Source organism: Arthrobacter sp. zg-Y769 (genome assembly GCF_020907405.1).
Classification (GTDB): domain Bacteria; phylum Actinomycetota; class Actinomycetes; order Actinomycetales; family Micrococcaceae; genus Arthrobacter_B.
Genome location: NZ_JAJJOE010000016.1, coordinates 88,581 through 112,170 on the forward strand (window position 1 = coordinate 88,581; position 23,590 = coordinate 112,170).

At 65.4% G+C, this 23,590-nt stretch carries 25 protein-coding genes; 16 read left to right on the forward strand and 9 right to left on the reverse strand.

The features are described 5' to 3' along the window. Nucleotides 1–2 precede the first annotated feature (2 nt). Entirely contained in the window at nucleotides 3–701 is a 699-nt protein-coding gene (locus LOC60_RS14880; protein WP_230026413.1) for a metal-dependent transcriptional regulator, read from the reverse strand. Between the two features lie 214 nt (nucleotides 702–915). On the opposite strand from LOC60_RS14880, the gene serC reads away from it, so the two are divergent. Beyond that, nucleotides 916–2,043, forward strand: a complete 1,128-nt coding sequence (serC, locus tag LOC60_RS14885) for a phosphoserine transaminase (protein WP_230026414.1) — start codon at nucleotides 916–918, stop codon at nucleotides 2,041–2,043. Between the two features lie 35 nt (nucleotides 2,044–2,078). Here the strand turns inward: serC and LOC60_RS14890 are convergent, their stop codons facing one another. Genes LOC60_RS14890 through LOC60_RS14900 form a run of 3 tightly spaced genes read right to left on the reverse strand, consistent with a single transcriptional unit; the run spans nucleotide 2,079 to nucleotide 4,390 of the window. Continuing rightward, nucleotides 2,079–3,359, reverse strand: coding sequence for an MFS transporter (locus LOC60_RS14890; RefSeq protein WP_230026415.1), 1,281 nt, complete (start codon nucleotides 3,357–3,359; stop codon nucleotides 2,079–2,081). Nucleotides 3,360–3,412: 53 nt separating this feature from the next. After that, nucleotides 3,413–3,958 carry a DUF3027 domain-containing protein gene (locus LOC60_RS14895; RefSeq protein ID WP_230026416.1) on the reverse strand — a complete coding sequence of 182 codons (546 nt, stop codon included), beginning with the start codon at nucleotides 3,956–3,958 and terminating at the stop codon, nucleotides 3,413–3,415. 48 nt (nucleotides 3,959–4,006) lie between these two features. Continuing rightward, the gene (locus tag LOC60_RS14900) at nucleotides 4,007–4,390 is read right to left on the reverse strand and encodes a cold-shock protein (RefSeq protein WP_230026418.1); all 384 of its coding nucleotides are present in this window, start codon (nucleotides 4,388–4,390) and stop codon (nucleotides 4,007–4,009) included. Nucleotides 4,391–4,601: 211 nt separating this feature from the next. Here LOC60_RS14900 and LOC60_RS14905 point away from each other — a divergent pair, with 211 nt between their 5' ends. The 13 genes from LOC60_RS14905 (at nucleotide 4,602) to LOC60_RS14965 (ending at nucleotide 16,184) form a co-directional block, all read left to right on the forward strand. After that, a complete protein-coding gene (locus tag LOC60_RS14905; RefSeq protein ID WP_230026419.1) occupies nucleotides 4,602–4,913 on the forward strand; it encodes a hypothetical protein in 312 nt (103 codons plus the stop codon). A 39-nt stretch (nucleotides 4,914–4,952) separates the two neighbouring features. After that, nucleotides 4,953–7,385 (forward strand): helicase-associated domain-containing protein, encoded by a 2,433-nt coding sequence (locus LOC60_RS14910; protein ID WP_230026421.1) that lies wholly within the window; start codon nucleotides 4,953–4,955, stop codon nucleotides 7,383–7,385. After that, the gene (locus tag LOC60_RS14915) at nucleotides 7,378–9,024 is read left to right on the forward strand and encodes a DNA repair helicase XPB (protein ID WP_230026423.1); all 1,647 of its coding nucleotides are present in this window, start codon (nucleotides 7,378–7,380) and stop codon (nucleotides 9,022–9,024) included. Before LOC60_RS14910 ends, LOC60_RS14915 begins: the two co-directional genes overlap by 8 nt. A gap of 146 nt (nucleotides 9,025–9,170) precedes the next feature. Continuing rightward, nucleotides 9,171–9,530 (forward strand): DUF6507 family protein, encoded by a 360-nt coding sequence (locus LOC60_RS14920; protein ID WP_269440222.1) that lies wholly within the window; start codon nucleotides 9,171–9,173, stop codon nucleotides 9,528–9,530. Further along, the gene (locus tag LOC60_RS14925; RefSeq protein WP_230026427.1) at nucleotides 9,527–10,669 is read left to right on the forward strand and encodes a hypothetical protein; all 1,143 of its coding nucleotides are present in this window, start codon (nucleotides 9,527–9,529) and stop codon (nucleotides 10,667–10,669) included. The genes LOC60_RS14920 and LOC60_RS14925 overlap by 4 nt, the downstream gene beginning before the upstream one ends. After that, nucleotides 10,645–11,082, forward strand: a complete 438-nt coding sequence (locus LOC60_RS14930; protein ID WP_230026429.1) for a hypothetical protein — start codon at nucleotides 10,645–10,647, stop codon at nucleotides 11,080–11,082. The genes LOC60_RS14925 and LOC60_RS14930 overlap by 25 nt, the downstream gene beginning before the upstream one ends. Before the next feature lie 4 nt (nucleotides 11,083–11,086). Continuing rightward, complete coding sequence (locus LOC60_RS14935) at nucleotides 11,087–11,542, forward strand: hypothetical protein (RefSeq protein WP_230026430.1); 456 nt, start codon at nucleotides 11,087–11,089, stop codon at nucleotides 11,540–11,542. Then, nucleotides 11,539–12,387: a hypothetical protein gene (locus LOC60_RS14940; RefSeq protein WP_230026432.1), complete on the forward strand. Its 849-nt coding sequence runs from the start codon at nucleotides 11,539–11,541 to the stop codon at nucleotides 12,385–12,387. Before LOC60_RS14935 ends, LOC60_RS14940 begins: the two co-directional genes overlap by 4 nt. A 116-nt stretch (nucleotides 12,388–12,503) precedes the next feature. Beyond that, on the forward strand, nucleotides 12,504–12,914 hold the full coding sequence (locus tag LOC60_RS14945; RefSeq protein ID WP_230026434.1) for a hypothetical protein: 411 nt from the start codon (nucleotides 12,504–12,506) through the stop codon (nucleotides 12,912–12,914). Nucleotides 12,915–12,986: 72 nt separating this feature from the next. Then, complete coding sequence (locus tag LOC60_RS14950) at nucleotides 12,987–13,403, forward strand: hypothetical protein (RefSeq protein WP_230026435.1); 417 nt, start codon at nucleotides 12,987–12,989, stop codon at nucleotides 13,401–13,403. Between the two features lie 108 nt (nucleotides 13,404–13,511). Next, nucleotides 13,512–14,225 (forward strand): response regulator transcription factor, encoded by a 714-nt coding sequence (locus LOC60_RS14955; protein ID WP_227913521.1) that lies wholly within the window; start codon nucleotides 13,512–13,514, stop codon nucleotides 14,223–14,225. A gap of 4 nt (nucleotides 14,226–14,229) precedes the next feature. Then, the gene (locus LOC60_RS14960) at nucleotides 14,230–15,696 is read left to right on the forward strand and encodes a sensor histidine kinase (protein ID WP_230026436.1); all 1,467 of its coding nucleotides are present in this window, start codon (nucleotides 14,230–14,232) and stop codon (nucleotides 15,694–15,696) included. 197 nt (nucleotides 15,697–15,893) lie between these two features. Further along, nucleotides 15,894–16,184, forward strand: a complete 291-nt coding sequence (locus tag LOC60_RS14965; RefSeq protein ID WP_229952771.1) for a WXG100 family type VII secretion target — start codon at nucleotides 15,894–15,896, stop codon at nucleotides 16,182–16,184. 130 nt (nucleotides 16,185–16,314) lie between these two features. On the opposite strand, the gene groL is transcribed toward LOC60_RS14965, so the two are convergent. The 4 genes from groL to LOC60_RS14985 all read right to left on the reverse strand — a co-directional run bounded on the left by groL (nucleotide 16,315) and on the right by LOC60_RS14985 (nucleotide 19,717). Next, nucleotides 16,315–17,952, reverse strand: coding sequence for a chaperonin GroEL (gene groL, locus LOC60_RS14970; protein WP_227922944.1), 1,638 nt, complete (start codon nucleotides 17,950–17,952; stop codon nucleotides 16,315–16,317). A gap of 354 nt (nucleotides 17,953–18,306) precedes the next feature. Next, nucleotides 18,307–18,510 carry a cold-shock protein gene (locus LOC60_RS14975; protein ID WP_227922942.1) on the reverse strand — a complete coding sequence of 68 codons (204 nt, stop codon included), beginning with the start codon at nucleotides 18,508–18,510 and terminating at the stop codon, nucleotides 18,307–18,309. A gap of 201 nt (nucleotides 18,511–18,711) precedes the next feature. Beyond that, complete coding sequence (locus LOC60_RS14980) at nucleotides 18,712–19,341, reverse strand: LytR C-terminal domain-containing protein (RefSeq protein ID WP_230026438.1); 630 nt, start codon at nucleotides 19,339–19,341, stop codon at nucleotides 18,712–18,714. A gap of 67 nt (nucleotides 19,342–19,408) precedes the next feature. After that, nucleotides 19,409–19,717 (reverse strand): DUF3263 domain-containing protein, encoded by a 309-nt coding sequence (locus tag LOC60_RS14985; RefSeq protein WP_230026439.1) that lies wholly within the window; start codon nucleotides 19,715–19,717, stop codon nucleotides 19,409–19,411. 122 nt (nucleotides 19,718–19,839) lie between these two features. Here LOC60_RS14985 and LOC60_RS14990 point away from each other — a divergent pair, with 122 nt between their 5' ends. Further along, nucleotides 19,840–20,613, forward strand: coding sequence for a uracil-DNA glycosylase (locus LOC60_RS14990; RefSeq protein ID WP_331460836.1), 774 nt, complete (start codon nucleotides 19,840–19,842; stop codon nucleotides 20,611–20,613). A gap of 29 nt (nucleotides 20,614–20,642) precedes the next feature. Continuing rightward, nucleotides 20,643–21,506, forward strand: coding sequence for a siderophore-interacting protein (locus tag LOC60_RS14995; protein ID WP_230026440.1), 864 nt, complete (start codon nucleotides 20,643–20,645; stop codon nucleotides 21,504–21,506). 62 nt (nucleotides 21,507–21,568) lie between these two features. Here LOC60_RS14995 and LOC60_RS15000 read toward each other — a convergent pair whose 3' ends face one another. Next, a complete protein-coding gene (locus tag LOC60_RS15000) occupies nucleotides 21,569–23,530 on the reverse strand; it encodes a threonine/serine exporter family protein (RefSeq protein WP_331460837.1) in 1,962 nt (653 codons plus the stop codon). Nucleotides 23,531–23,590 lie beyond the last annotated feature (60 nt).

Sequence of the window (23,590 nt, forward strand, 5' to 3'; positions counted from 1 at the left end):
CGTTACCCAATGGGGGAAACAAAGACATGCGCGGCCACTTCGGCAGGCAGTTCCAAGGCGCCCTCGATGCCCGGAACGCGTACGGAAATATAGCCGCCCACAACTTCTGCAGTGATCTGCGCTCCGGGCCGCAGCCCGGCCTCGTCCAGCTGTGACAGGAGTTCAGGTTCCACCTGGATAGGTTCCGCCAGGCGCACCAGCTTCAGCTTTGTGCCCGGCTCGGCGGCCGCAACGGTGGACACCAGATCCACGACGCCGGTGTGGAACATTTCCGCGGCCACACCGCCGATTCCTTCCAACCCGGGAATCGGATTGCCGTACGGAGATTCCGTGGGGTGCCCCAGCAGTTCATACAGGCGCCGTTCCACGCGTTCACTCATCACGTGCTCCCACCGGCAGGCCTCGTCATGCACGTAGGCCCAGTCAAGGCCGATGACGTCGGCGAGGAGCCGTTCGGCAAGGCGGTGCTTGCGCATTACCTCGGTTGCCCGGCGTCGTCCCAGTTCCGTCAGCTCCAGCCGGCGCGTCCCGGCCACCACAACGAGTCCGTCGCGTTCCATTCGTCCGATGGTCTGGGAAACGGTGGGGCCGGAGTGGCGCAGCCGTTCGGCAATGCGCGCACGCAGGGCAACAATGTTCTCTTCTTCCAGTTCCAGGATGGTCCTGAGATACATCTCAGTGGTATCAATGAGATCCGTCATGACGGGCCGCTCCTAGTAAGGGAGAAAGAAGGGCAGCGCACCGCTGCCCGGGGATACGCCAACACGTTAGCCTATTGGCCGGACCGCCCGATAATTGCGCGGTGCGCGGCACAGGGTCTGGTGGCGGGAGTCATATATCGCCGGACTCCAAGGGCATACGGCAGAATGGAAGTGCATATCCGCCACCTTCCAAACACGCTTGGAGCGTCACCTCATGGGCGATACCGCCGCACTTCAAATTCCCGCTGGAATCCTCCCGAAGGACGGCCGTTTTGGTGCCGGTCCCTCCAAGGTACGCCCGGAACAGATTGAGGCACTCACGCGTGCAGGCGCCAACCTGCTCGGAACCTCCCACCGCCAGGCCCCGGTGCGGAACCTGGTGGGCAGCGTGCGTGAAGGACTCGCCGGCCTTTTCTCCGCACCGGAGGGCTATGAGGTAGTCCTGGGTGTCGGCGGGTCCACCGCCTTCTGGGACATTGCGGCCTTCGGTTTGGTGCAGGAGAAGGCCCAGCACCTGTCGTTCGGCGAATTCGGCTCGAAGTTTGCGGCGGCCACCAACAAGGCACCCTTCCTTTCGGCATCAAGCATCATCACCTCCAACCCCGGAACACGTCCCGAACCTGCCGCGGAACCCGGCGTCGATGTCTATGCCTGGCCCCAGAATGAGACCTCCACGGGCGTGGCTGCTCCGGTGCGGCGCGTTGAAGGTGCCGACGCCGGTTCCCTCGTGCTGATCGATGCCACCTCGGCCGCCGGCGGCCTGGACGTGGATCTGGCCCAGTCCGATGTGTACTACTTTGCCCCGCAGAAGAACTTCGCTTCCGACGGCGGACTGTGGCTGGGCATGTTCTCCCCGGAAGCCCTGGAACGGGCTGCCCGGATCAATGCCGGGGACCGCTGGATCCCGGACTTCCTGAATCTGCAGACCGCGATCGACAACTCCCGCCTGAACCAGACCTACAACACGCCGTCGTTGTCCACGCTGGTCACCCTTAATGCGCAGATTGAGTGGCTCAACGCCAACGGCGGGCTGAAGTTCGCCGCGGACCGCACCGCAGAATCCGCCGGACGGATCTACTCCTGGGCGGAGCAGTCCCCCGTCGCTACACCGTTCGTGGCACGCGCCGAGGACCGGTCGAATGTTATTGCCACCATCGACTTCGACGAAAGCATCGACGCCTCGGCCATCGCCAGGACGCTTCGTGCCAACGGCGTGGTGGACGTGGAGCCCTACCGCAAGCTCGGCCGCAACCAGCTGCGGATTGCCACCTTCGTTGCCATCGAACCCGATGACGTCAGCGCGCTGCTGGAGTGCATCGACTATGTGATTGCCAATTCCTAAGTAGCCGCCGCACGGACCGTGCCGGGGCCCGGACGCTAGGCGCTGTCCGGGTCCTGCTGCTTTCCCGGAGTATCCGTGGTCATGCTGAGCCGGCGTGGCAGGCTGCGGTCGTAGTGGAAACGCATGCCGTACGTCCGCCAGGCCCAGACGAAACCGATGGCGGCGGCCAGCAGCCCCGAGGCCGCGGCAACGCCCAGGCTCCAGCGGGGGCCGAAGGAGTTCGAGACCCAGCCCACTACCGGGGCGCCCAGCGGTGTTCCGCCCATGAAGATGGCAAAGTACAGCGCCATCACCCGCCCGCGCATGATCTGCGCGGTGGTGGTCTGGACGTACGCGTTGGCGCTGGTCATCAAGGTCAGGGCAAACAGGCCCACGGGGATCAGTGAGAGGGCGAACAGAACCAGGGTCGGCGCCACGGCGGACAGGATGCAGGACAGGCCGAAGGCGCCGGCAGCACCGAAGACGAAGCGCAGGCGGGGCCGGTCGCGCCGGGCGGAGAGCAGGGCACCGGCAACGGAACCGATGGCCATCACCGAATTGAGGACACCGAAGATGCCGGCGTCCCGGCCGAACTCGGTGCGTGCCATGGCTGCTATATAAATTGCGAAGTTCATGCCGAAGGTCCCGACGATGAAAATCGCGAGCATCACCATGATCAGGTCCGGACGGTGGCGCACGTAGGCCAGCCCGGCCCGGATGCGGCCCTTCCCCGGCGGAGCCTTGGGAAGAACGCGCAGCTCCCCGGCGCGCATTTTCAGCAGCGCGACCACCATGGCACCGAACGTCACTGCGTTGAGCACGAACACCAGGCCCGGCCCCACGGCCACGGTCAGCAGACCGGCGACGGCGGGGCCCACCATCCGCGCCCCGTTAAAGGAGGCACTGTTAAGGGCGACGGCGTTGGGCAGGTCCCGCTCGGAAACCACTTCGGAGACAAACGCCTGGCGTGCCGGGCCGTCCACGGCCGAGACAACACCGAGCGCCAGCGCGAACGCGTAGACATGCCACAATTCGGCATGCCCGGACAGCACCAGCAACCCCAGTGCCAGGCCCAGGGCGCCCATGCTGACCTGCGTGAGCAGCAGGACCTTGCGGCGGTTGTACGTATCGGCGATCAGGCCGGACCACGGGGCCAGGAGCAGCTGCGGACCCAATTGCAGCGCCATGACGACTCCCATGGCTGCTGCGTCCTGGTCGGTCAGGATGTCGTAGACCAGCCAGTCCTGCGCGGTGCGCTGCATCCAGGTGCCGATGTTCGAAACCAGGGCACCGAAAAACCAGATGCGGTAGTTGAAGATGCGAAGGGAGCGGAACACCAGCTCAGCGCCCCCTTGAGGATAGTGAACCTGTTGCCGCAGCCGTCACGGGATTATTCGTCCTCCTGGGCACCCGTCGCATCGGCGCGCTGCTCATCGGTCCGGCCTGCCGAATTCGGATCAGCCTGGTCCTGGTCGGCCAGCTCCGCATCGGCCTGTTCCTGCTCGGCCTGCTCCTGCTCGGCCTGCTCCCGGGCCTGCTGTTCCTGCTCGGCGGCAATGTCTTCCGGACGCAGCCGGTCGGACCAGGGCAGCCACTCCGGAGCCAGCAGCGCTTCATCCGAGGGGAGCAGGCCCACCTCGCTGACCGTTACCTTCTTGCTTCGGGGCATCCGCGCCACCGTGGCGTACCAGTACCATCCGCGGTAGCCGGGCCGGAGGGAAGCAAACCGGTGCGTCACCAGCCGTTCGGCGTCGGCCACTGCGCCTACATAGTTGCCTACTTCGACCTCGGACACCACTTCCAGCAGTCCGGCGCGGGCTTCGGCCACGGCGGCTGCGAGCACGGCGTCGGGCTTCCCGGGACGCCGCGGGGCACGCTTGCGTGCCGCCGGGGCAGGAGCATCAGCCGCCTCATCGGTGCCGGGTTCAGAGGACATGTCAGGAGAAGGGGTTACCGGTGTCATAGTCACTTCAGTGCACTTGCCTTAGATATCCAGATCATCTGCAACGGCCCGCAGGACGGCGGCCACCTTGGACGCATGCTTCTTGTCCGGGTAGCGGCCCCGGCGCAGCCCGTTGGAAATACCGTCCAGCAGCTTAATGAGGTCTTCGGTGATCACGGCCATGTCTTCGGCATCCTTGCGGGTTGCCTTGGCTACCGACGGCGGGGCCTCGAGAATGCGGGCGGAAAGCGCCTGCGGTCCGCGACGGCCGTCCGCAACACCGAACTCCATGCGGGTACCGGGCTTAACCTCGCTGACTCCCGCGGGCAGGGCCGAGGCATGCAGGAAGACTTCCTGTCCATCGTCCGTGGCCAGAAACCCAAAACCCTTACCAGTGTCGAACCATTTGACCTTGCCGATGGGCACTTCGGTTACCTCGTTCTTAGTTTAAGTGCAGCAGGACACCTGCTGCAGGAATGGTCGTGACCCGCGTTGGCCCGCCAGACCCGAAGCGGCGCCGGAGAACCTTTTGAGATACTACGGGGAAGTCTGTTCCCTTTAGAATATCCCGACAAGGGAATGGGGCACCAAGGCCTCCCCTTTGTCCAGTGGTTTTCCGCTGTTAGCGTTAATTAACATGAGCAACACGCCACCGGAGAAGGTCCGGGTCCCCGCGGCACCTGCAGAGAAGCAGCTGCCGGTCCCGCACACCTCGCCGGACCACGGAATTCCTCCCCGCAAATCACCTCTCCGCCGCTTCGCCGCCGTCCTCGCGGCCGTGCTGGCGCTGTTCGGCCTGGGCACGCTCGGGGCGGTGCTGCTCCTTTCCCTCCAGGGCCAGACTGTTGCGCCGTGGCTCGTAGCTGCATCCCTCTATGCACTCCCCCTCGCGTTCCTGCTGATGGCGGGCCTGGTGATCGATGGGATCAGGCGCCGGCGCCGGGGCTGATCGGTCCGTTTTCCTCCCCACTCAGGTAACGTGGTGCTGATGTCCGCGATTCGAGCTCTGGCCGAAGATTTAGCAGCACGCAGTGACGACCAACTGCGTGAATTGCTCACGGCCCGGCCGGACCTGGCGCTCCCCGCCGTCCCTGATTTCCAGGCCCTGGCCGCCCGTGCTTCCACGCGCGTCAGCGTCCAGCGGATCCTCGAAAAGCTGACGGCGCCGCAGCTGCAGGTCCTCGAAGCGGTGGACCTGACCACCAACGAAGATTCCCAGCTCAGCACCACCGCCTCGTGGCTGAAAACAGCCATTGCGGGTTCCACCATCAAATCCCTCGACTCGATTCTGGGTCACCTGCATTCGCTGGCCCTGCTGCGGCGCGCCAAGCCGCATCCCGGAGCGCCGAAAGCCGATGCCTCCCGCCGGTTCTACCTCCCCGTCTCCGTACTCGGCGAGGCGCTGGGCGCCTACCCCGCCGGGCTCGGCCGGCCATATTCCACCCTGGCTGCCCAGCATCCCGAGTTCGGGCAGCGCCTGGTCGGCATCGTCGAAGGGCTGCGCGGCAGCGGCCTGCCCATAGAGAAGGCCGACACCCCCGGCACCGCAGCGCATTCCCTGCATCACCTGGTCTCCGATCCGGCGGGCTGGGCTGCGCTCCTGGACGGCGCTCCGCCGCAGACCGTGGAGCTGCTGCGCCGGTTCAAGTATTCGCCCGTGGGCACCATCCCGAAGAAGGCCGCGTTGGGACGGGCTGTCCTGGACAATCCCTCCCCCACCCCGGTGGAGTGGCTGGTTGCCCGCGGCCTCCTGGTCCCCCTGGACGCGCTCCACGTGGAACTTCCGCGGCCGGTGGGCCAGGCCTCCCGCGGCCACGTGATTGTTGCGGACTTCCAACTGGAAGCACCGCGGCCCGTGCCCCGCGCCGTCGCCCGCAGCCTCCGGGACAACGCCGCGTTCGGTGCGGTGGCCGAAACCCTGCGGCTGGTGACGGAACTGCTGGCGCTGGCGGCCGAAAACCCGATCGGGACGCTCCGTTCCGGCGGCGTGGGCGTGCGCGAGGTGCGCCGTCTCTCGGAATCGCTCCGGCTGGACGGTGCCGCTACCTCCTGGCTGCTGGAACTGGCTGCCCTGGCCGGGTTGATCACCCTGGATGCCGCGACCTCGCGCTGGGGAACCACCGACGGAAACTGGCTTACCCTGAACCGCGAAGAGCAGTGGCGCCGGCTGGTGGAAGCCTGGCTGGATGCGGACCGCGCACCGTCCCTGGTGGGAGCGCCGCTTCCTGCCGGCGGAGCAGTGAACGCGCTGGCCGCTGAAGTCTCCCGCCCGGACGCCCCGGTGGTCCGCCGTCGTGCCCTGGAAATGCTCGCCCTGCTGTCCGACGTCGAGGGGGCCGGCGAAAACGAGACGGTGGGCGCCTTCGAAACCGAGGACCTTATCAGTGCCTTAACCTGGCACCAGCCCCGGCTGCAGCGGCGTTTCGCCCGTCTGGTTCCGGGCATCCTGAAGGAGGCGGCCCAGCTGGGGCTGCTTGGTTCCGGGGCGTTGACCGTGCTCGGCTCAGCCGTTGCCGCCGGCGACTATTCCCGCGCCACCTCGGTGCTGCGTGACGCCCTGCCCGCACCGTTGAATTCCTTCCTGCTCCAGGCCGACCTCACGGCGGTGGCGCCCGGATACCTGGAGCCCGACGTCGCCCGGGAGCTGGCCCTGATTTCCGCGCCCGAAGGCCAGGGCCCGGCAACGATCTACCGGTTCTCGGCCGAGTCCATTCGGCGGGCACTGGACGAAGGGCACGACGCCGACGGCATCCTGGCCTTCCTGCACCAGCATTCGGCAACCGAGGTTCCCCAGCCGCTGCGCTATCTGGTGGAAGACACGGCAGCCCGCTACGGCCGGCTGCGGGTCGGCGCCGCCGGATCCTATCTGCGCAGCGATGACGAAGCCGGATTGAACGCCCTGCTGGCGGATCCGCGGACCGCTTTCCTGGGCCTGGTGCGGCTGGCGCCGACGGTGGTTGCCGCCAATGTCCCTGCCAAGGAACTCACCTTTTCCCTCCGGGAGCTGGGCTATCCCCCGGCTTTGGAAGGCCCGGCCCGCAAGCCGGTGGGGTCCCACCGGATGGTCCCGGTACCGGCACCGTCCTCCTCGAAGGCCCGCTTGAACCCGTGGGAGCTTACGGACGAGGATCTGGACCGGCAGCTGGCGGCCTTGCGCGGCGCCGGACCTGTCCCGCACGCAGGCGAAAGCCAGTCCCTGGTCAGCCTGGAAACCCTGCGCAAGGCCATCCGGACCAGGAGTTCGGTGCGGATGGGCGTGGTGGACGCCCAGGGGAATCAGCGGCAGGAAATTTTCGTTCCCCTGTCAGTGAGCGACGGCAGGGTCCGGGTCTACGACCCGCGCCACGACGTCGAACGCACAGTGTCAATACATCGGATTATGGACGTGGAAATAGTGGAGGGTAGCCCGGCACATGGTTGACGGACCGTTGATTGTCCAGAGCGATAAGACGATTCTTCTGGAGGTCGATCATGAACAGGCAACCGAGGCCCGGCACGCCATCGCGGCCTTCGCCGAGCTGGAGCGCGCCCCGGAGCACATCCACAGTTACCGGCTGACGCCGCTGGGACTGTGGAATGCGCGGGCTGCGGGGCTCGACGCCGAGCAGGTCCTGAACACGCTGCTGATGTACTCCCGCTTCCCGGTGCCGCACTCGCTGCTGATCGACATTGAAGAAACCATGTCCCGATACGGCCGGCTGCGGCTGGAGAAGGATCCCCAGCACGGGCTGGTGCTGCGCACCAACGACTATCCGGTGCTCGAAGAAGTAATGCACGCCAAGAAGATCCAGCCGCTGCTCGGCCCGCGGATCGACGGCGAAACCGTGGTGGTGCAGTCCGCCATGCGCGGCCAGCTCAAACAGCTGCTGCTGAAGCTGGGCTGGCCTGCCGAAGACCTGGCCGGTTACGTCGACGGTACGCCGCATCCCATCCTGCTCAACGAGGACGGCTGGGCCCTGCGTCCCTACCAGAAGCTCGCCACCGAGAACTTCTGGGCCGGCGGTTCCGGTGTGGTGGTGCTGCCCTGCGGCGCCGGCAAAACCCTGGTGGGGGCGGCGGCCATGGCCACCAGCTCCACCACCACCCTGATCCTGGTGACCAACACCGTTTCCGCCCGGCAGTGGAAGGACGAGCTGCTCAAGCGCACCTCGCTGACCGAGGATGAAATCGGCGAATACTCCGGCGCGGTGAAGGAAGTCCGCCCGGTCACCATCGCCACCTACCAGGTCCTGACCCTTAAGCGGGGCGGACTGTATCCGCACCTGGAACTACTGGACGCCAATGACTGGGGCCTGATCATCTACGACGAGGTGCACCTGCTGCCGGCACCGATTTTCCGCATGACCGCGGATCTGCAGGCCCGGCGCCGGCTCGGCCTGACCGCCACCCTGGTCCGTGAGGACGGCCGCGAGGGCGAGGTCTTCTCGTTGATCGGTCCCAAGCGTTACGACGCCCCGTGGAAGGACATCGAGGCGCAGGGCTACATTGCCCCGGCCGAGTGCATCGAGGTCCGGGTGGACCTGCCGCGGGATGAGCGGGTGGCCTATGCCATGGCCGAGGACGGGGACAAGTACAGACTGTGTTCGACGTCGGAAACCAAGACCGGCGTCGTCGAACAGCTGGTCCGCCGCCACGCCGGTGAGCAGACCCTGGTGATCGGGCAGTACCTGGACCAGCTGGACGAACTCTCCGAGCGCCTGGACGCGCCGGTGATCAAGGGTGACACCCCGGTCAAGGAACGCCAGCGGCTCTTCAATGAATTCCGCGAAGGTGCCCTGAGCACCCTCGTGGTGTCCAAGGTTGCGAACTTCTCCATCGACCTGCCCGAGGCGTCCGTGGCCATCCAGGTCTCCGGTTCCTTCGGCTCCCGGCAGGAAGAGGCCCAGCGGCTGGGCCGGCTCCTGCGCCCCAAGGCGGACGGCAAGGCGGCGCACTTCTACACCGTGGTGGCCCGTGACACCCTGGACCAGGACTTCGCAGCCAAGCGGCAGCGGTTCCTCGCCGAGCAGGGCTATGCCTACTCCATCCTGGACGCCACGGATATCGAAAAACCGGTGTAACCCCGCAGGGCGGACGCGCTTAGAGACCGTCTGCGGCATCCCCAACTTGGTCCATGGGTAGTTCTCCCCATGGACGGCGTTTTGAAACCTTCCTAGAGTATGACCCGCAGGTAGGCTCTCACTCATCAGGAAGGGGAACACGGGGGATGTCTCTTAACGGCTGGAACATAGATACTGCCGCCATGCAGGGAATACTGAGCGAGGTAGGGACGGGGACAGAAACCCTGACACTCGAGCAGGGTTCGCTTCGCGGGGCAATGGAAGCTGCGGCAGGAAGCGTCAACAGTGCACTCATCGCCGGCGCCCTGGCGGAGATCCATGATCAGTACCTCGCACCGCTGGTGGCCAGCGCGGCGCAGCGTGCAGGGCGGGTTAAGGATCAGACAGGTCTTGCCGTCCAGGCCTACATCGACGGCGACCAGAGCATGGCGGATACCGCCAACCGCCACGCATCCACGCCGGCCCCGAGCGTTGAGCCGAAGCCACAGATGGAGCCGGTGGAATGAGTGTCGATCTCGGCGGACTGCCGAAGCTCCCGGACCCGGATACGATCATCACCGACGCCGGGCTCATTGCAGCTTCCGGAGCCCGGGCCGCTGAAAACGGAACCTCCCTGGTAACCACGTGGAACAGGGTTCAGGCGGTTTATTCGGCTCCCGAAGAATCGCTGGTGTACGAGGCCATGCGCCCGGTCACGGAATTCACCAATGAGGCCTCAATTGTCGCTTCCCTGATCCAGGCCGCTTTGGACACCTTTGCCGAGGCCGTCAGGGCCATGGAGTCCCGGCACAAGGACCTTGTCACCGCCGCCGGCACCTCCTACCCGGAGTCCACCGATGAAGACCCGGATTACGGCAAAAACAAGGAAGCCGAAGTAACAGCGGGCATTTCCGCCCTGGCTCAGGAATACGCCGATGCCGAGGAAGCCTGTGCAAGCGCCATCCGGTTGGCGGACCCGTCAATGGCTGAGGAGCCCGGGTTCACTGAAAGTCCTGGCTATCAAATCGTGACCGAAGCAGCTGACCAGATCCTGACGGACGCGCGCCGGACCCGGATAGTCGTTTCGACTACGGTCCCTGTCCCCAGGCTTCAGGTCAGCACCGTGTTCGTTTCATTCGCCGATGGAAGGATCGTGCCCCAAACGCGCCGGACGCTAGGTATGACAACAGTCCAGGTCCACCGATCGATACCGACAATAACCATGAACCCGAATGCCTCGGCTCTGCCTGAACTGCCCACGGCGGCCAAGGGATTGGGTAAAGCGCTCGGCGTGGCGGGCATCGGCCTATCGATCTATGGCAACATCAGCGAACAGTGGAATCAGGACCTGATTGACCATCCGGAGTACGATAACGCGGCGCGGGTCAAGAGCGCAGCGGTGAATGTTGCGTGGGAGAGCGGTCTTTCCGCTCTGGGCGGCTTGGGCGGAGCCCTGGGCGGTGCGGCCATCGGAACGGCCATCTGCCCCGGAATCGGAACGGTGATCGGCGGTGTCGCCGGCAGTATCCTCGGCGGCGCCGGCGGCGAGTGGGTAGGCAGCCTCGGCAAGGGCCTGGTGGCCGACGGTAAGTCCCTCGGGGACGCCGCCTACGATGCCTCCAAAGAGTTTTTGGACAGTCTATGGATGGGGCACCTGCTGAAATGATGGAATTCCTTATATTTGCCGGGATCTATCTATGGGGGGCGTTGATGCTGATCCCGGGGATTGGAGCCTACCGGGGGACGTGGCGGCGGTGGGCTGCACGGCGCCAGCATTACGAACTCGGGAAACACTCTTATCTGGGGTTCACCCTGTTCTATGCCGGCCTGGCCATCATGCTGACGGCTACGGTGTCATTGACCGTGGTGCTTGGGGCGCCCCAAGTGGTCAGCGATGCCATTGTCGTGGGAATCGCCGCCTCGGGTATCCTCTGCGCCGCCTCCGCAGCTTATCTTCCGCGCATCCTCCTGCCATCGTGGTTCCGTCGGTGGATCGACGACGGCGCCCACCCCCAGGACGTGCTCCAGGCGGGCCGCGGACCCTATAGCCTTCGCCCCCCAACCCCCGTCAGGAAGTAAGGCGATGCTGGAATCACTTCACCGGGAAGACTCCCGTTTCGTCACCATCGGGCGGCCGCCGGGCTGGGAAACACTGTCTGTACCGCCGTCTGCGGATCTACTGCTGGCGGCTCCGGCTGGTGCGGGCGGCCTCTTCCGTCCCAACGTGGTCATCAACAGCTTCCCCTATACCGGAAGCCTCGCGAAGCTCAGCACCGTGGTGCTTTCGTACACCCACACCATGGTCAAGAATCCCTACTTCATCTCCGTTGACCAGTTCCCACCGGACCGTGGTGAAGGGCGCATCATCGAGTACACCCATACCGCAGGAGATTTGGCCGTGCACTGCAGGGTATTCGTGCTGCAGGCAAAGGACCATGCTGTCCTGGTTACGGCATCATGCGCAGCAGGCGAGCTGAGCGCCTACGACGATGTGCTGGATCTGGTGTGCTTATCCGTCAACCTGAAGCAGGCACAATGACCTCGTTGTATATTCCCGATTACGAGCCGGCACCGGAAGAGCCTGCCAGCCGACTGCGCTGCACCCGCTTGGAACTCCTCAGCGGTCTTGCCGCGACGCAGCCGTTTACCTCCGGTGGTCCTTGGCTGGATCCGGCAGCCGTGGCGCTTCTCTATAAGGTGGCGCAGAGCGGCCGGATCGGCAGGTTTGAGCGGGCCGGACACGAAGCGGCCATTGGTGTCCTGACAGAAGCACAGTTGCTCAACGGCGCCGGCCGCCTCACCGAAGCCGGAAAGCATGTTGCCCGCATTCTGGATCAGCCTGCGGCTGCCCTGAGCTTCTCCGGCTCCCACCTGGGCCAAGCCACGGAACTGCGTGTATGGATGGACCAGGAAAACGCGCTTTTGCTTGCCGGCCCGTCCGCCGGAACGCTCGTGAGGGAACCCGAGGCGGCCGGCAGGCACCTCGGAATGCTGCAGTTGAAGCTCATCAGGCTCGATGAGCTCTTCCCGAATCTTGCGTCATGGCTGGGGATCGCTCCGTCATGGAACCTTCCGGTTTCGCCGTCCACGTTGTCGGTAGAGGTATTGAACAGCCGACAGCTCACTCCCGGTCCCGCCCCTGAAGGCGCCGACGAAGCCCTTGCTTATGCCTGGTCCGAGCCATGGTTCCTCTGGCACCTACTGATGAACCCTGTCAGCGGTGAAGGAGTGGGCTACGTCAATGCCGGCGGCGCCGGCCACTACCGCGTAGTGGTCGAGGAAGATCAGGCAACCCTGACCTCGATCCCGTCAGCCAATGTCTACCGGCATCTGGTTGACCTCGTCGAGTCGGTGCGCTTCCAGCGTGCTCCTCGGTTTGCCTAAGGGCTTCACCTGGAAGTTCCGCTCGGGATTCATCGCCGGCAAGGGCGTGGGCAAGTCGCTCAAGGACGGGGCAAAGGAGTTTTTGGATTTATTATTTAATTCTCGGAGTGCCACTATTGTCATTGCTGCTTCTCGTGGGAATCCTCTGGTGCGCTTTGACCGGCATCGCTGCCTATAACGGAACATGGCGGATCTGGGCCGCAGGAAATGCACTGCCCGTGCAGCTCGGAAAACACAACTATTCAGGGTTTTTCGGGCTGTATATGCTCCCGGTTTTCGCCGCACTGGCGGTGCTCGCGGTACTGGGACCCGCCGGGATGGGGATGGTTTCATCAACCTACGCGCCACTGATACTGCTTCCTGCTGCCTTGCCGGCTGCACTCTGCTTCATCCGCCTGCCGCGCTTCATGCTGCCCCGGTGGTACAAGGACTGGCTGGACCGCGGAGCCAACAAGGACGAAGTCGGGAAGCCCGAGTATTCCTCCCCGTTCACGTGGCTGCGAAGGAGCAAGAATGTTCACCGATGAACGCAGCGCTAAGGCGGTGTCCGGAGCGGTGAAGGAAACATCGGGGAACCTGTTGTCATGGTGACGCTGGGCATGATTGCAATTGGTGCTCTTTTAGTCGGCGGACTCGTCTACATGCTTATCACGGGCATCGCGGCCTTCAAGGGAACCTGGCGGACCTGGGCCGCCGGCAGGAGTATGTATATGTTTGGGAAGAACAACTACCTTGGGTTCTTTGGGCTTTACCTGCAGCTCCTGGTCGTTGTGGCGATCCTGCTGACCATCTGGGGGGAGCTGGGTGCCGACTGGATCACCGGCGAGGTGATGGCGTTGATCCTCACCCCCTTCATGCTCCTGGCCTTCGCATGTTGCTTCCGGCTGCCCCGGTTCCTGCTTCCCCAGTGGTACAAGGACTGGCTGGACCGCGGAGCCAACAAGGACGAAGTCCGGAAGCCCGAGTATTCCTCCCCGTTCACCTGGCTGCGAAGGGGCAGCAATGCTCACCGATGAGCGCAGCGCCAACATGCTCCCGCGCCCCTCCGACGCTCACCGGACATTTCCAGAATTCGTCCTGCCCGCCTACAGACAACGCCCAGCTAAATGTAAGAAACTGGGCAGGTGAACAAATCGTCTGCACCCGAAGCACGCCTCCTTGTTGTCGATGATGAGCCCAACATCCGCGAGCTGCTGTCCACCTCGCTGCGCTTTGCCGGGTTCGACGTCGTCGCCGCCGCCAACGGCCGTGAGGCCCTCGCCGCCGTCGACTCCCATAACCCGGACCTCGCGGTCCTGGACGTGATGCTCCCCGACATGGACGGCTTCACGCTCACGCGCCGCCTGCGCGCTGCCGGACAGCACTTCCCCGTGGTCTTCCTGACCGCCCGCGACGACACCGAGGACAAGGTCACCGGCCTCACAGTGGGCGGCGACGACTACGTCACCAAGCCCTTCAGCCTCGACGAGGTGGTGGCGCGCATCCGCGCCGTACTGCGCCGCACGCAGCCGCTGGAGGACGACGACGCGGTCATCCGCGTGGATGACCTGGAGCTCGACGACGACGCCCACGAAGTGCGCCGCGGCGGCGTCACCATCGACCTCTCCCCCACCGAGTTCAAGCTGCTGCGCTACCTGATGCTGAACCCGAACCGCGTCCTGTCCAAGGCGCAGATCCTGGACCACGTCTGGGAATACGACTTCAACGGAGACGCCTCCATCGTGGAGTCCTACATCTCCTACCTGCGCCGCAAGATTGACCGCAGCCCGGACGCGCCGGCGCTGATCCAGACCAAGCGCGGTGTCGGCTACCTGCTCCGCTCCTCGGAGAAGCGCTAGGACCTTGGTACGACGCTGGAAATCCGCTTCGCTTCGGTCGCAGCTGCTCGCCATCATGGCGGTGCTGATGGTGGTTACGGTAACCATCACGGGCTTCGCCACCATTACCCTGCTGCGCCAGATACTGGTGGACCGGCTGGACGCAGACATTGACGAGAATGCTTCCAATGTCTCGCGCTACCTGCTGGTCAACGAGCCCAGCACGGACGCTTCCCTGTTCCGGTATTACGGCCTCTACCTGAACGAAGACGGCAGCCATGGTCCGGCAACCCATTCGGAATCCGCAATGGACATTCCGAAGCTCGAGAACTACACCTCCGAAGAGGTCGAGGCCATGGACACCGAGGGGTTCGATGTCCGGGGTACGGCTCCGACATCCAAGGGCTGGCGGGTCCGCATCTACGACTTCGAGAACCTGCCCGGTTCCGTGGCCGTTGCAATTCCCCTGGACTCCGTTGCAGCGACCGTGGATGAGGCGGCGTCGCTGGTGTTTTCCGTCGGGCTGCTCGGCACCCTGGGCGCCACGGGAATCGCGTACTGGGCGGTCACCCGGCAGTTCCGTCCGTTGAGCCAGGTAGAGAAAACCGCTGCCGCCATTGCCGCCGGTGACCTGTCCCGACGCGTGGAGGTGGGTAACCCTGCAACGGAAATCGGCCGCCTGTCCCGCTCCCTCAACGCCATGCTGGCGCATATTGAAACCGCGTTTGCTGCCCGCACCCAGTCTGAGCGCAAGATGCGCCGCTTCGTGCAGGACGCCTCCCACGAGCTGCGCACCCCGCTGGTGACCATCCGCGGCTTCTCCGAGCTGTACCGGCACGGCGCGCTCCAGGAACCCGAAGAGATCTCCGCTGCCATGGGGAGGATCGAGAGCGAAGCCAAACGCATGGGCCAGCTGGTCGAGGACCTCCTGACCCTGGCCCGCGTGGATGAGCAGCGGCCGCTGGAATACGAACCGGTGGATTTGCTGATCCTGGGCAACGATGCGGCGTTGGATGCCCGGGCCAGTGCCCCGGACCGGAACATTCGGGTGGTGGGGCTGGACGGCCATGTCCCGCAGAGCGCACCGACAATGGGAGACGAGGCCCGGCTGCGGCAGGTCGTGGCGAACCTGATGACCAACGCGCTGCGCTACACGCCCGCGGGGTCCCCCATCGAAGTGGCGGTCGGAGTTGCCCCCGTCATCCATGATCGGATGGATGCGGTGCTGGAGGTACGCGATCACGGCCCCGGGATTTCGGAGGACGACGCCGCGCGGGTGTTCGAACGCTTCTACCGCGCCGATTCCTCCCGCTACCGGGAGACCGGCGGGACGGGCCTTGGGCTGGCCATTGTGGCGGCCCTGGTGGCCCAGCACGACGGTTCGGTGCGGCTGGCCGAGACTGAGGGCGGAGGCGCCACCTTGTCCATCAGGCTGCCCTACCGCACACCCGAGCAGTTCCCCGAGCGTCCGGACGAGCCGGACGAGGGCTAAGCCTTTCCGGGCACCGGGTGTCCGGCGTCCGCACGGGCGCCCGCCAAGCACCGGGGACCCGTCCTGTCCTCCACAGGCGTCTCACTGCTGCAGGTCCGGCCTTGGCCGTCCACCATCAGTGCCAGGCCCCGCTTCGGCGGACTATCGGGCAACCTAGCCTTCCGGTATCAGGCCCAAGCCGTTACCAGGAGGAAATCATGCCTTTATTTGCCGTGGACAGCGAAGCGCTGGCCGCCAAGAGTGCCGAAGTGCAGGGAACCATTGAGCGCCTGCGTGCAGACGTGAACGGAATGCAGGCGGGGCTGGCGTCGCTGAGCGAGATCTGGCGCGGATCGGCCTCGGCCAATTTCCAGCTGCTCGTTACCGACTGGCGTGCCACGCAGGCCCGGGTGGAGGAATCGCTGGACAGCATCAACCAGGCGCTGGCCTTCGCATCGGCACAGTACGCCGAGACGGAGGCAGCGAACACCTCGCTCTTTATGCACTGACCGCGCCGCCTTTGTCCCGGAGCTGTACTGGCGCTTTGCCCGGCAGTGCGCTCTTAAATGCAAGAGGCGCGGCACCCGGGCTGGGTGCCGCGCCTGCTTACTTACGCTTTAGGCAAGAGCTGCAGGGGGCTTAGAAGCCGCCCATGCCGCCCATGCCGGCCATCTCGTCAGCGCCGCCCATGGCGGGGGCCGACTTCTCCGGCTTGTCTGCAACCACTGCTTCGGTGGTCAGGAACAGGCCGGCGATGGAAGCCGCGTTCTGCAGGGCAGAGCGCGTTACCTTTACCGGGTCGTTGATGCCGGCAGCCAGCAGGTCTTCGTACTCGCCGGTTGCTGCGTTCAGGCCGAAGCCTTCGGGCAGGCCGCGGACCTTGTCCACCACAACGCCCGGCTCCATGCCTGCGTTGAAGGCAATCTGCTTCAGCGGAGCGTCGATGGCAACGCGGACGATGTTGGCGCCCGTTGCTTCGTCACCCTCGAGGGACAGGTTGGCGAAGGCCTTGAGGCCGGCCTGGATGAGGGCCACGCCGCCACCGGCGACGATGCCTTCTTCAACGGCAGCCTTAGCGTTGCGGACAGCGTCCTCAATGCGGTGCTTGCGTTCCTTCAGCTCAACCTCGGTTGCCGCACCGGCCTTGATGACTGCAACGCCGCCGGCCAGCTTGGCCAGGCGTTCCTGCAGCTTCTCGCGGTCGTAATCCGAATCGGAGTTCTCGATTTCGGCGCGGATCTGGTTGACGCGGCCGGCGATCTCTTCAGCGTCGCCTGCGCCTTCCACGATGGTGGTTTCGTCCTTGGTGACAACAACCTTGCGGGCCTTGCCCAGCAGGTCCAGCGTGGCGTTTTCCAGCTTCAGGCCAACCTCTTCGGCGATGACCTGGCCACCGGTGAGGATGGCGATGTCGGCCAGCTGTGCCTTGCGGCGGTCACCGAAGCCCGGTGCCTTGACGGCTACGGACTTGAAGGTGCCGCGGATCTTGTTGACCACCAGGGTTGCCAGGGCTTCGCCCTCAACATCTTCGGCGATGATCAGCAGCGGCTTGCCGGACTGCATGACCTTCTCGAGGACAGCAACGAGATCCTTGACGTTGGAGATCTTCGAGTTGACGATCAGGATGTACGGATCCTCAAGGACCGTTTCCTGGCGCTCGGCGTCGGTGACGAAGTAACCGGAGATGTAACCCTTGTCGAAGCGCATGCCTTCGGTGAGTTCCAGCTCCAGGCCGAAGGTGTTGGACTCCTCGACCGTGATGACGCCTTCCTTGCCCACCTTGTCCAGTGCTTCGGCGATCAGGTCGCCGATCTGCTGGTCACCGGCGGAGATGGAAGCCGTAGCGGCGATCTGCTCCTTGGTCTCGATCTCCTTGGCAGATGCAATCAGTTCGGCGGTAACGGCGGCAACAGCCTTCTCGATGCCGCGCTTCAGGCTCAGCGGATCGGCGCCGGCGGCAACGTTGCGCAGGCCTTCACGGACCAGTGCCTGGGCGAGGACAGTTGCCGTGGTGGTGCCGTCGCCGGCAACATCGTCAGTCTTCTTGGCAACTTCCTTGACCAGCTCTGCGCCGATCTTCTCGTAGGGATCGTCCAGCTCGATCTCCTTGGCGATGGAAACGCCGTCATTGGTGATCGTGGGGGCGCCCCACTTCTTTTCGAGGACCACGTTGCGGCCACGCGGGCCGAGGGTCACCTTGACGGCGTCGGCGAGGATGTTCAACCCGCGCTCGAGGCCGCGGCGTGCCTCTTCTTCAAATGCAATGATCTTGGCCATAACGGCTATCGTCCTTCCGGAACAGTCATGCTTGGAGCATAATGTTGCATTCCTGGCTGGAGTGCCCGCGACGGACGGCCCGGTTCGCGCGATCTCTTTACGCGCTCCCCGTTCCTCACCCCAGTGGGTTGCTTGTTCACTCAACACCGTCCGACATTTAGCAGTCATCCGGCAAGAGTGCTAAGTCAATAATTAGCACTCCCACACACTGAGTGCAAGCGATCACGCCGACATGCCATCCGGTTCACAGGTGATCCCGGCGGCTGCCGGCGGGAATGCAAAAGCAGCGGCGGAGCCGAGGCCCCGCCGCTGCCGATCCCGCCCCCAAGCCGGGAGGATGTGCTTCAAAGCGGTCTACAGTGCGCGGACTTCCTCGGCCTGCGGACCCTTCTGGCCCTGGCCGATTTCGAACTCAACCCGTTGACCTTCTTCCAGCGTCCGGTAACCCGACGCCTGGATGGCCGACCAATGGACGAACACATCCGTTTCCGCTTCGTCGAGGGTAATAAAGCCGTACCCTTTTTCACCGTTAAACCACTTGACGATCCCCTGCGCCATGATCTTTCTCCAACCTAGATTCCGATGCCACCCTCCGGCGGCACCCTTGGACGCCGGAGGCGCCGGATCCGGCGCCTTTGTCGGTTCCCCAAGGAGGCCGAGGTCAGCGGCGCAAACCGGCTGGCATCACTCTAACCACGGTGATCCCGGTCAGATACAGGGCGGCTCATAACGTTATGGTCTTTTTACCGGCGCGGCCCGTTACCGGAATCCGGGACCCAGGACCACGGAGACGTTGGCAAACCCGGGGGCCTCCATGGCCGGGATACCCAGCTGCACGCCGATCTCCCGGGCATTCGCTGCCTGATCCGGTGAGCTGTAGTAGACGCCCGATCCCTGCTGGGGTGCACCGGTCCAGTTAGCCACCGTTCCCACTGCCCATCCTGCAGCAGAGATCCGTCCGGAAACACCGGCGCCGAGGCCGGTGACGCCGCTGGCATTGAACACCGCCACCGGCTGCGTGCGGTCGATCGCAGGCACCGTCGGGGTGGGAGTCGGGGTCGGCGTCGGCGTTGATGCCGCGGTGGGGCTGGGCGATGGAGCGCCCTTATCCGCGTCGTCGTCCGGGGCCTGCGTGGCGGCAGCTGAAGCGGACGGGGAAACAGACGCGGGGGCCTGTGCCGCGGATGACGGGTCAGCTGAACCTGTGCCTATGCCCAGCCGCGGCAGGACAAAATAGGCTGCCAGGCCGATAAGCAGCGCGAGCACACCCACGGTGATCAGCAGTCCCAGTCCGTTCGAACGTGTGGGAATGAGGCGTTCGCGGTGCACTCCCTGCCGCGCCGAGGTTTCGGGGACCTTGTCGAACTCGTCGCGAGGGTATTGGCTCATAGTGGAGTTTCAATCCTTGTTCTGGTGGCGCCGCGACCCAGGCAGCCAACGTTGGTGGAAACCGGCGCTAAATACCGGTGCCCTGGCGGCGGGCGGTACGGGCACGCTGACGGGTCGTTCGTAGTCTACGCAATCGCTTGACCAGCATCGGATCATGGGCGAGGGCTTCCTCGGTATCGATCAGGGCGTTCAGAACCTGGTAATACCTCGTGGCCGACATCCCGAAGAGGTCCTTGATGGCTTGTTCCTTGGCACCGGCGTATTTCCACCACGCCCGCTCCAACGCGAGCATCTGCTGTTCCTGGGCACCCAAGGGGCTCTCCGGGTCCACTGCGTCATCGAGGGAAAACCGCTCGGCCTCGGTCGATTCCGCCACATGCACTCCCAAAAAAGATCCCTGTATATATCCATCGCCCATGCTAATTGGGAATAACAGCATTGTCATTTACACAGGAGCACCGGAAGACACCGCAGACGCGGCGGTGACAAAATGGATCCGTGACCACTGACCAACCCCAGCTCTTTTCCTACTCAGGCTCCACTGCGCCGGATACCCCTTTTCCTTTCGCCGCCCCCGCCCGCCTCGCGGACCTTATGGCCCCCGACTGGGCCGAGGTGCTGGCACCGGTCAGGACGCAGCTTGAGGAAATCGCCTCCGAACTGGAGGCGGAGCGCCGGGCCGGGCAGCACATCCTCCCGTCGCCCGAGAACATCCTGCGCGTCTTCCAACGTCCGCTGGCAAGCGCACGGGTGCTGATCGTCGGTCAGGATCCCTATCCCACCCCCGGGCACGCCGTCGGCCTGTCCTTCTCCGTAGGCAAGGAGGTTCGCCCGCTTCCCCGCAGCCTCAACAACATCTTCGCCGAGCTGCACACCGATACGGGGATTACGCCTTCTCCCTCGGGGGATCTGAGCGCATGGGCGGACCAGGGGGTGGTCCTGATGAACCGTGTGCTCACCGTGCGTGCCGGGGAAGCGGGATCACATCGGAAGCGCGGATGGGAGGAGGTCACTGAACTCGCCGTCCGTGCATTGGCTGCCCGCCGTCGCCCCGACGGTACGCGCGTCCCCCTGGTGGCCGTCCTCTGGGGCCGCGACGCCCAGGGCATCGTCCCGTTCCTCGGCGGCGCGCCCACTGTCGAATCTGCGCACCCCAGCCCCCTGTCAGCCTCACGCGGATTCTTCGGCTCCCGGCCGTTCAGCCGCGTTAACGAGCTGCTGGTGCAGCAGGGCGCCCAGCCCGTGGACTGGCGGCTGGGCGCGGTACGGTAGTTTTTAGGCCCTTCCCAAGGAGACACCCCATGCCCGAATCAATGACTCCCCCGCGCCCGCCGGAGCCGGAGTCTCCTGCTCCCCGGCGGCAGCGTCCGCTGTTGACCCTCGAGGTTCTCCGGAGGGAGCAGATCAGCGAGCATATGGTCCGGGTGGTTGCCGGCGGCCCCGGCTTCGACCGGTTCCAGCCGAACAGCTGCGCCGATGCCTACTGCAAAATCTGGTTCGGCCCGGATGGCCGGCCGATCGACGGTTCCGAGGACCTGGAGACCATCCGGGCGCGTAGCGAACGGGTGCACTGGCCGGTATCGCGCACCTATACCGTCCGGGACGTTGACCTGTCCGCACGGGAACTCAGCATCGACTTCGTCGTGCACGGAAATGAAGGCCTGGCCGGCCCATGGGCAGCTTCGGCGCAGCCGGGCGACCCGCTGACCTTCTCCGGCCCCGGCGGGGCCTTCAACCCGGACCTCGACGCCGACTGGTACCTGATGGCCGCCGACGAATCGGCGCTGCCCGCGGTTGCGACCGTGCTCCGCGCCCTGCCGCAGGACGCCGTCGGGCAGGCATTCATCGAGGTTGCCGGCCCCGGGGACCGCCAGCCTGTGCCGAAGCCCGACGGCGTGGAGCTGACCTGGCTGTACCGCGGCGGCACTCCCGCCGGCAGGAGCCGGCTGCTGACCGACGCCGTTTCCGCGGTTCCGTGGCGCGACGGGACGGTGCAGGTCTTCGCCCACGGCGAGCGGGAGGCCATGAAGTCGCTGCGCGACGTCCTCTTCAGCCACCGCGGACTGGACCGCCGGCAGGTGTCCCTCTCCGGCTACTGGGCCGCCGGCCGCACCGAAGATGTCTTCCAGGCCGAGAAGCGCACCCCCGTGGGCAAAATCCTCTAGTCCGCACAGCGAAAAGCCCGGTCCGCTGCGACAGCGGGCCGGGCTTTCCTTTCCAGGCGCAACTACCGCCGGCGGTTGCGGCGGTCGTTGCCGTTGAGGTTGCGGGTGAAGGGACGGCCCAGGTTATCGCCAAGCACCACGCCGCCGGCGATGGCCAGAATGACGGTGAGCGCATCAAACAGGCCCACCACACCCTGGAACGCGTCGTCGGTGCCGATGCTCAGTCCGTACATGGACCGGAAGATCGCCAGCCCGGGGAACAGGAACAGAACTGCCGGCACGGCCACGATCAGCTGCGGGGCGCCCATCCGCAGGGCAACGATCCGGGCCACCATGCCAATGAAGATGGCAGACACCGCCGGTGTCAGGCGCGGTCCCATGCCGCCTGCCTCCGCCAGCTGGTAGACCAGGAAACCCACAACGCCGATCAGGACAGTGGGCAGCACCAGCCGCCGCGGAGACTGCTCGACTATGCAGATGGCACCCAGGGCAATGGCCAGCAGCACCAGCGTCACTGCGAAGGAGTACTGCGATGACGCAACGTCGGTAACGTTCAGCCGGCCCATCCCCATCAGCGCACCCATAACGAGCGCGACGGCGATGCCTGCCACCAGGGCGCCGAAGGTCAGGAATGCGGACAGGAAACGGCCCGACGCCGTGACCGGGAACCCGTTGATCGCATCCTGCACCGCCGAAACCAGGCGGCCGGTGGGCAGCATGACCAGGATTCCGCCGGCGACGACGATACCCGGGGAGATCGGCACCTCCATGGACCAGAACAGCATTGCCATGGCCGTCACCACGAAGCCGCTGGCCGCCGTCGTAAAGAAGTCCGGGACGCGCCACTTGCCCAGCACGCGCTGGAGCAGGCTGACCATCACCGTGCCGGCGAAGCCCACCAGTGACGCCAGCGGACCGCCGCCGATAAAGCCGACGATGGCCGCCGCGAAGACCCCCGCAGAGACCGTTACCGCCCAGCGCGGAAACGGCTTGGGCTGATGGGTGATCTCGTTCAGCCGGTTCGCCGCCTCGGCACGGGACAGCCCGCCGTCAATGATTTCGGTGACCAGCTGATGGACCAGGCCGAGTCCGGCATAGTTGTTCGTCCAGGAACGCACCACGCGCATCACGGTGATGGGCGTCTGGTCCTTCGGGGAATAGTTGAGCAGCACCGACTGGTTGGTGATGTCCACTTCGATGCTTTCCAGCCCGAAAGCCGCGGTCACCGCAATAATGGCGGTTTCGACCTCCAGGGCTCCGGCACCGTAGCGGAACATGGACTCGGCCATGCCCAGGGCCAGGTCCAGGGTCTTGCGGGCGCTGGCATCGGGCCCTCCCGTGCGCACCAGCGGGTTGGCGTAGGGGCTGCCGGCCAGCCGTTCCACGATGGACATGGCCTGGGTGGGCGGGTTCTCCCCCTGAACCAGTTTGCGCAGCATCCGCCGCGCTGCTGCGGATGAGCGGTCGGCACGGACAGGGGTGGAGGCCAGCGGCATCGTTCCCGGCGGTACGCTCTTGCGCGTCCGTGCGGGCCGTTTCTCGCGCGGGTCCGCCGTCGTTCGCATGCGGCCCGTCTGGGGGCGGGGCACTTTGGACCCGGTTGGACGGGTCACCGACGTGGTGGGAGGCGGCGGCTTCGGCCTGGTGCTGCGCAGGGCAGCGGTGGGCATATCCATCCCCGTGGGCGGCTGCCCCGGGGCCTTGGACGGCCGGACGGGCGCCTTGACGGCCGGCCGCAGGGAACGCGGGGCCGCGTCCTGCCCCTGCCGGGTCCCCTTGCCGGTCTTCGCCCTTTGGGTCTGGGGCTTCTCAGCCGGCGCTTTCTCCGCCTGGGCGTTCCCGGGCGCAGTCCCGGCCGGGGCGTCCGCGGGCCGGGCCTTCCCGGCCTGGGCCTTCCCGGCCTGGGCCCGCCGGCCGGCCGGCATGCTGATCAACGGGATGGGCCCCGCGACCGGGTCCGGATTCGGAGCCGAATCCGGACTCGATCCGGGCTTGCGCCCACCCGGATCGGATGTGTTCTCCAAGGACTCGCCCTTTCGCCTGATCCGGGCCCTGCCCGGGTTATCGCCTGGTGGAACTGCTGC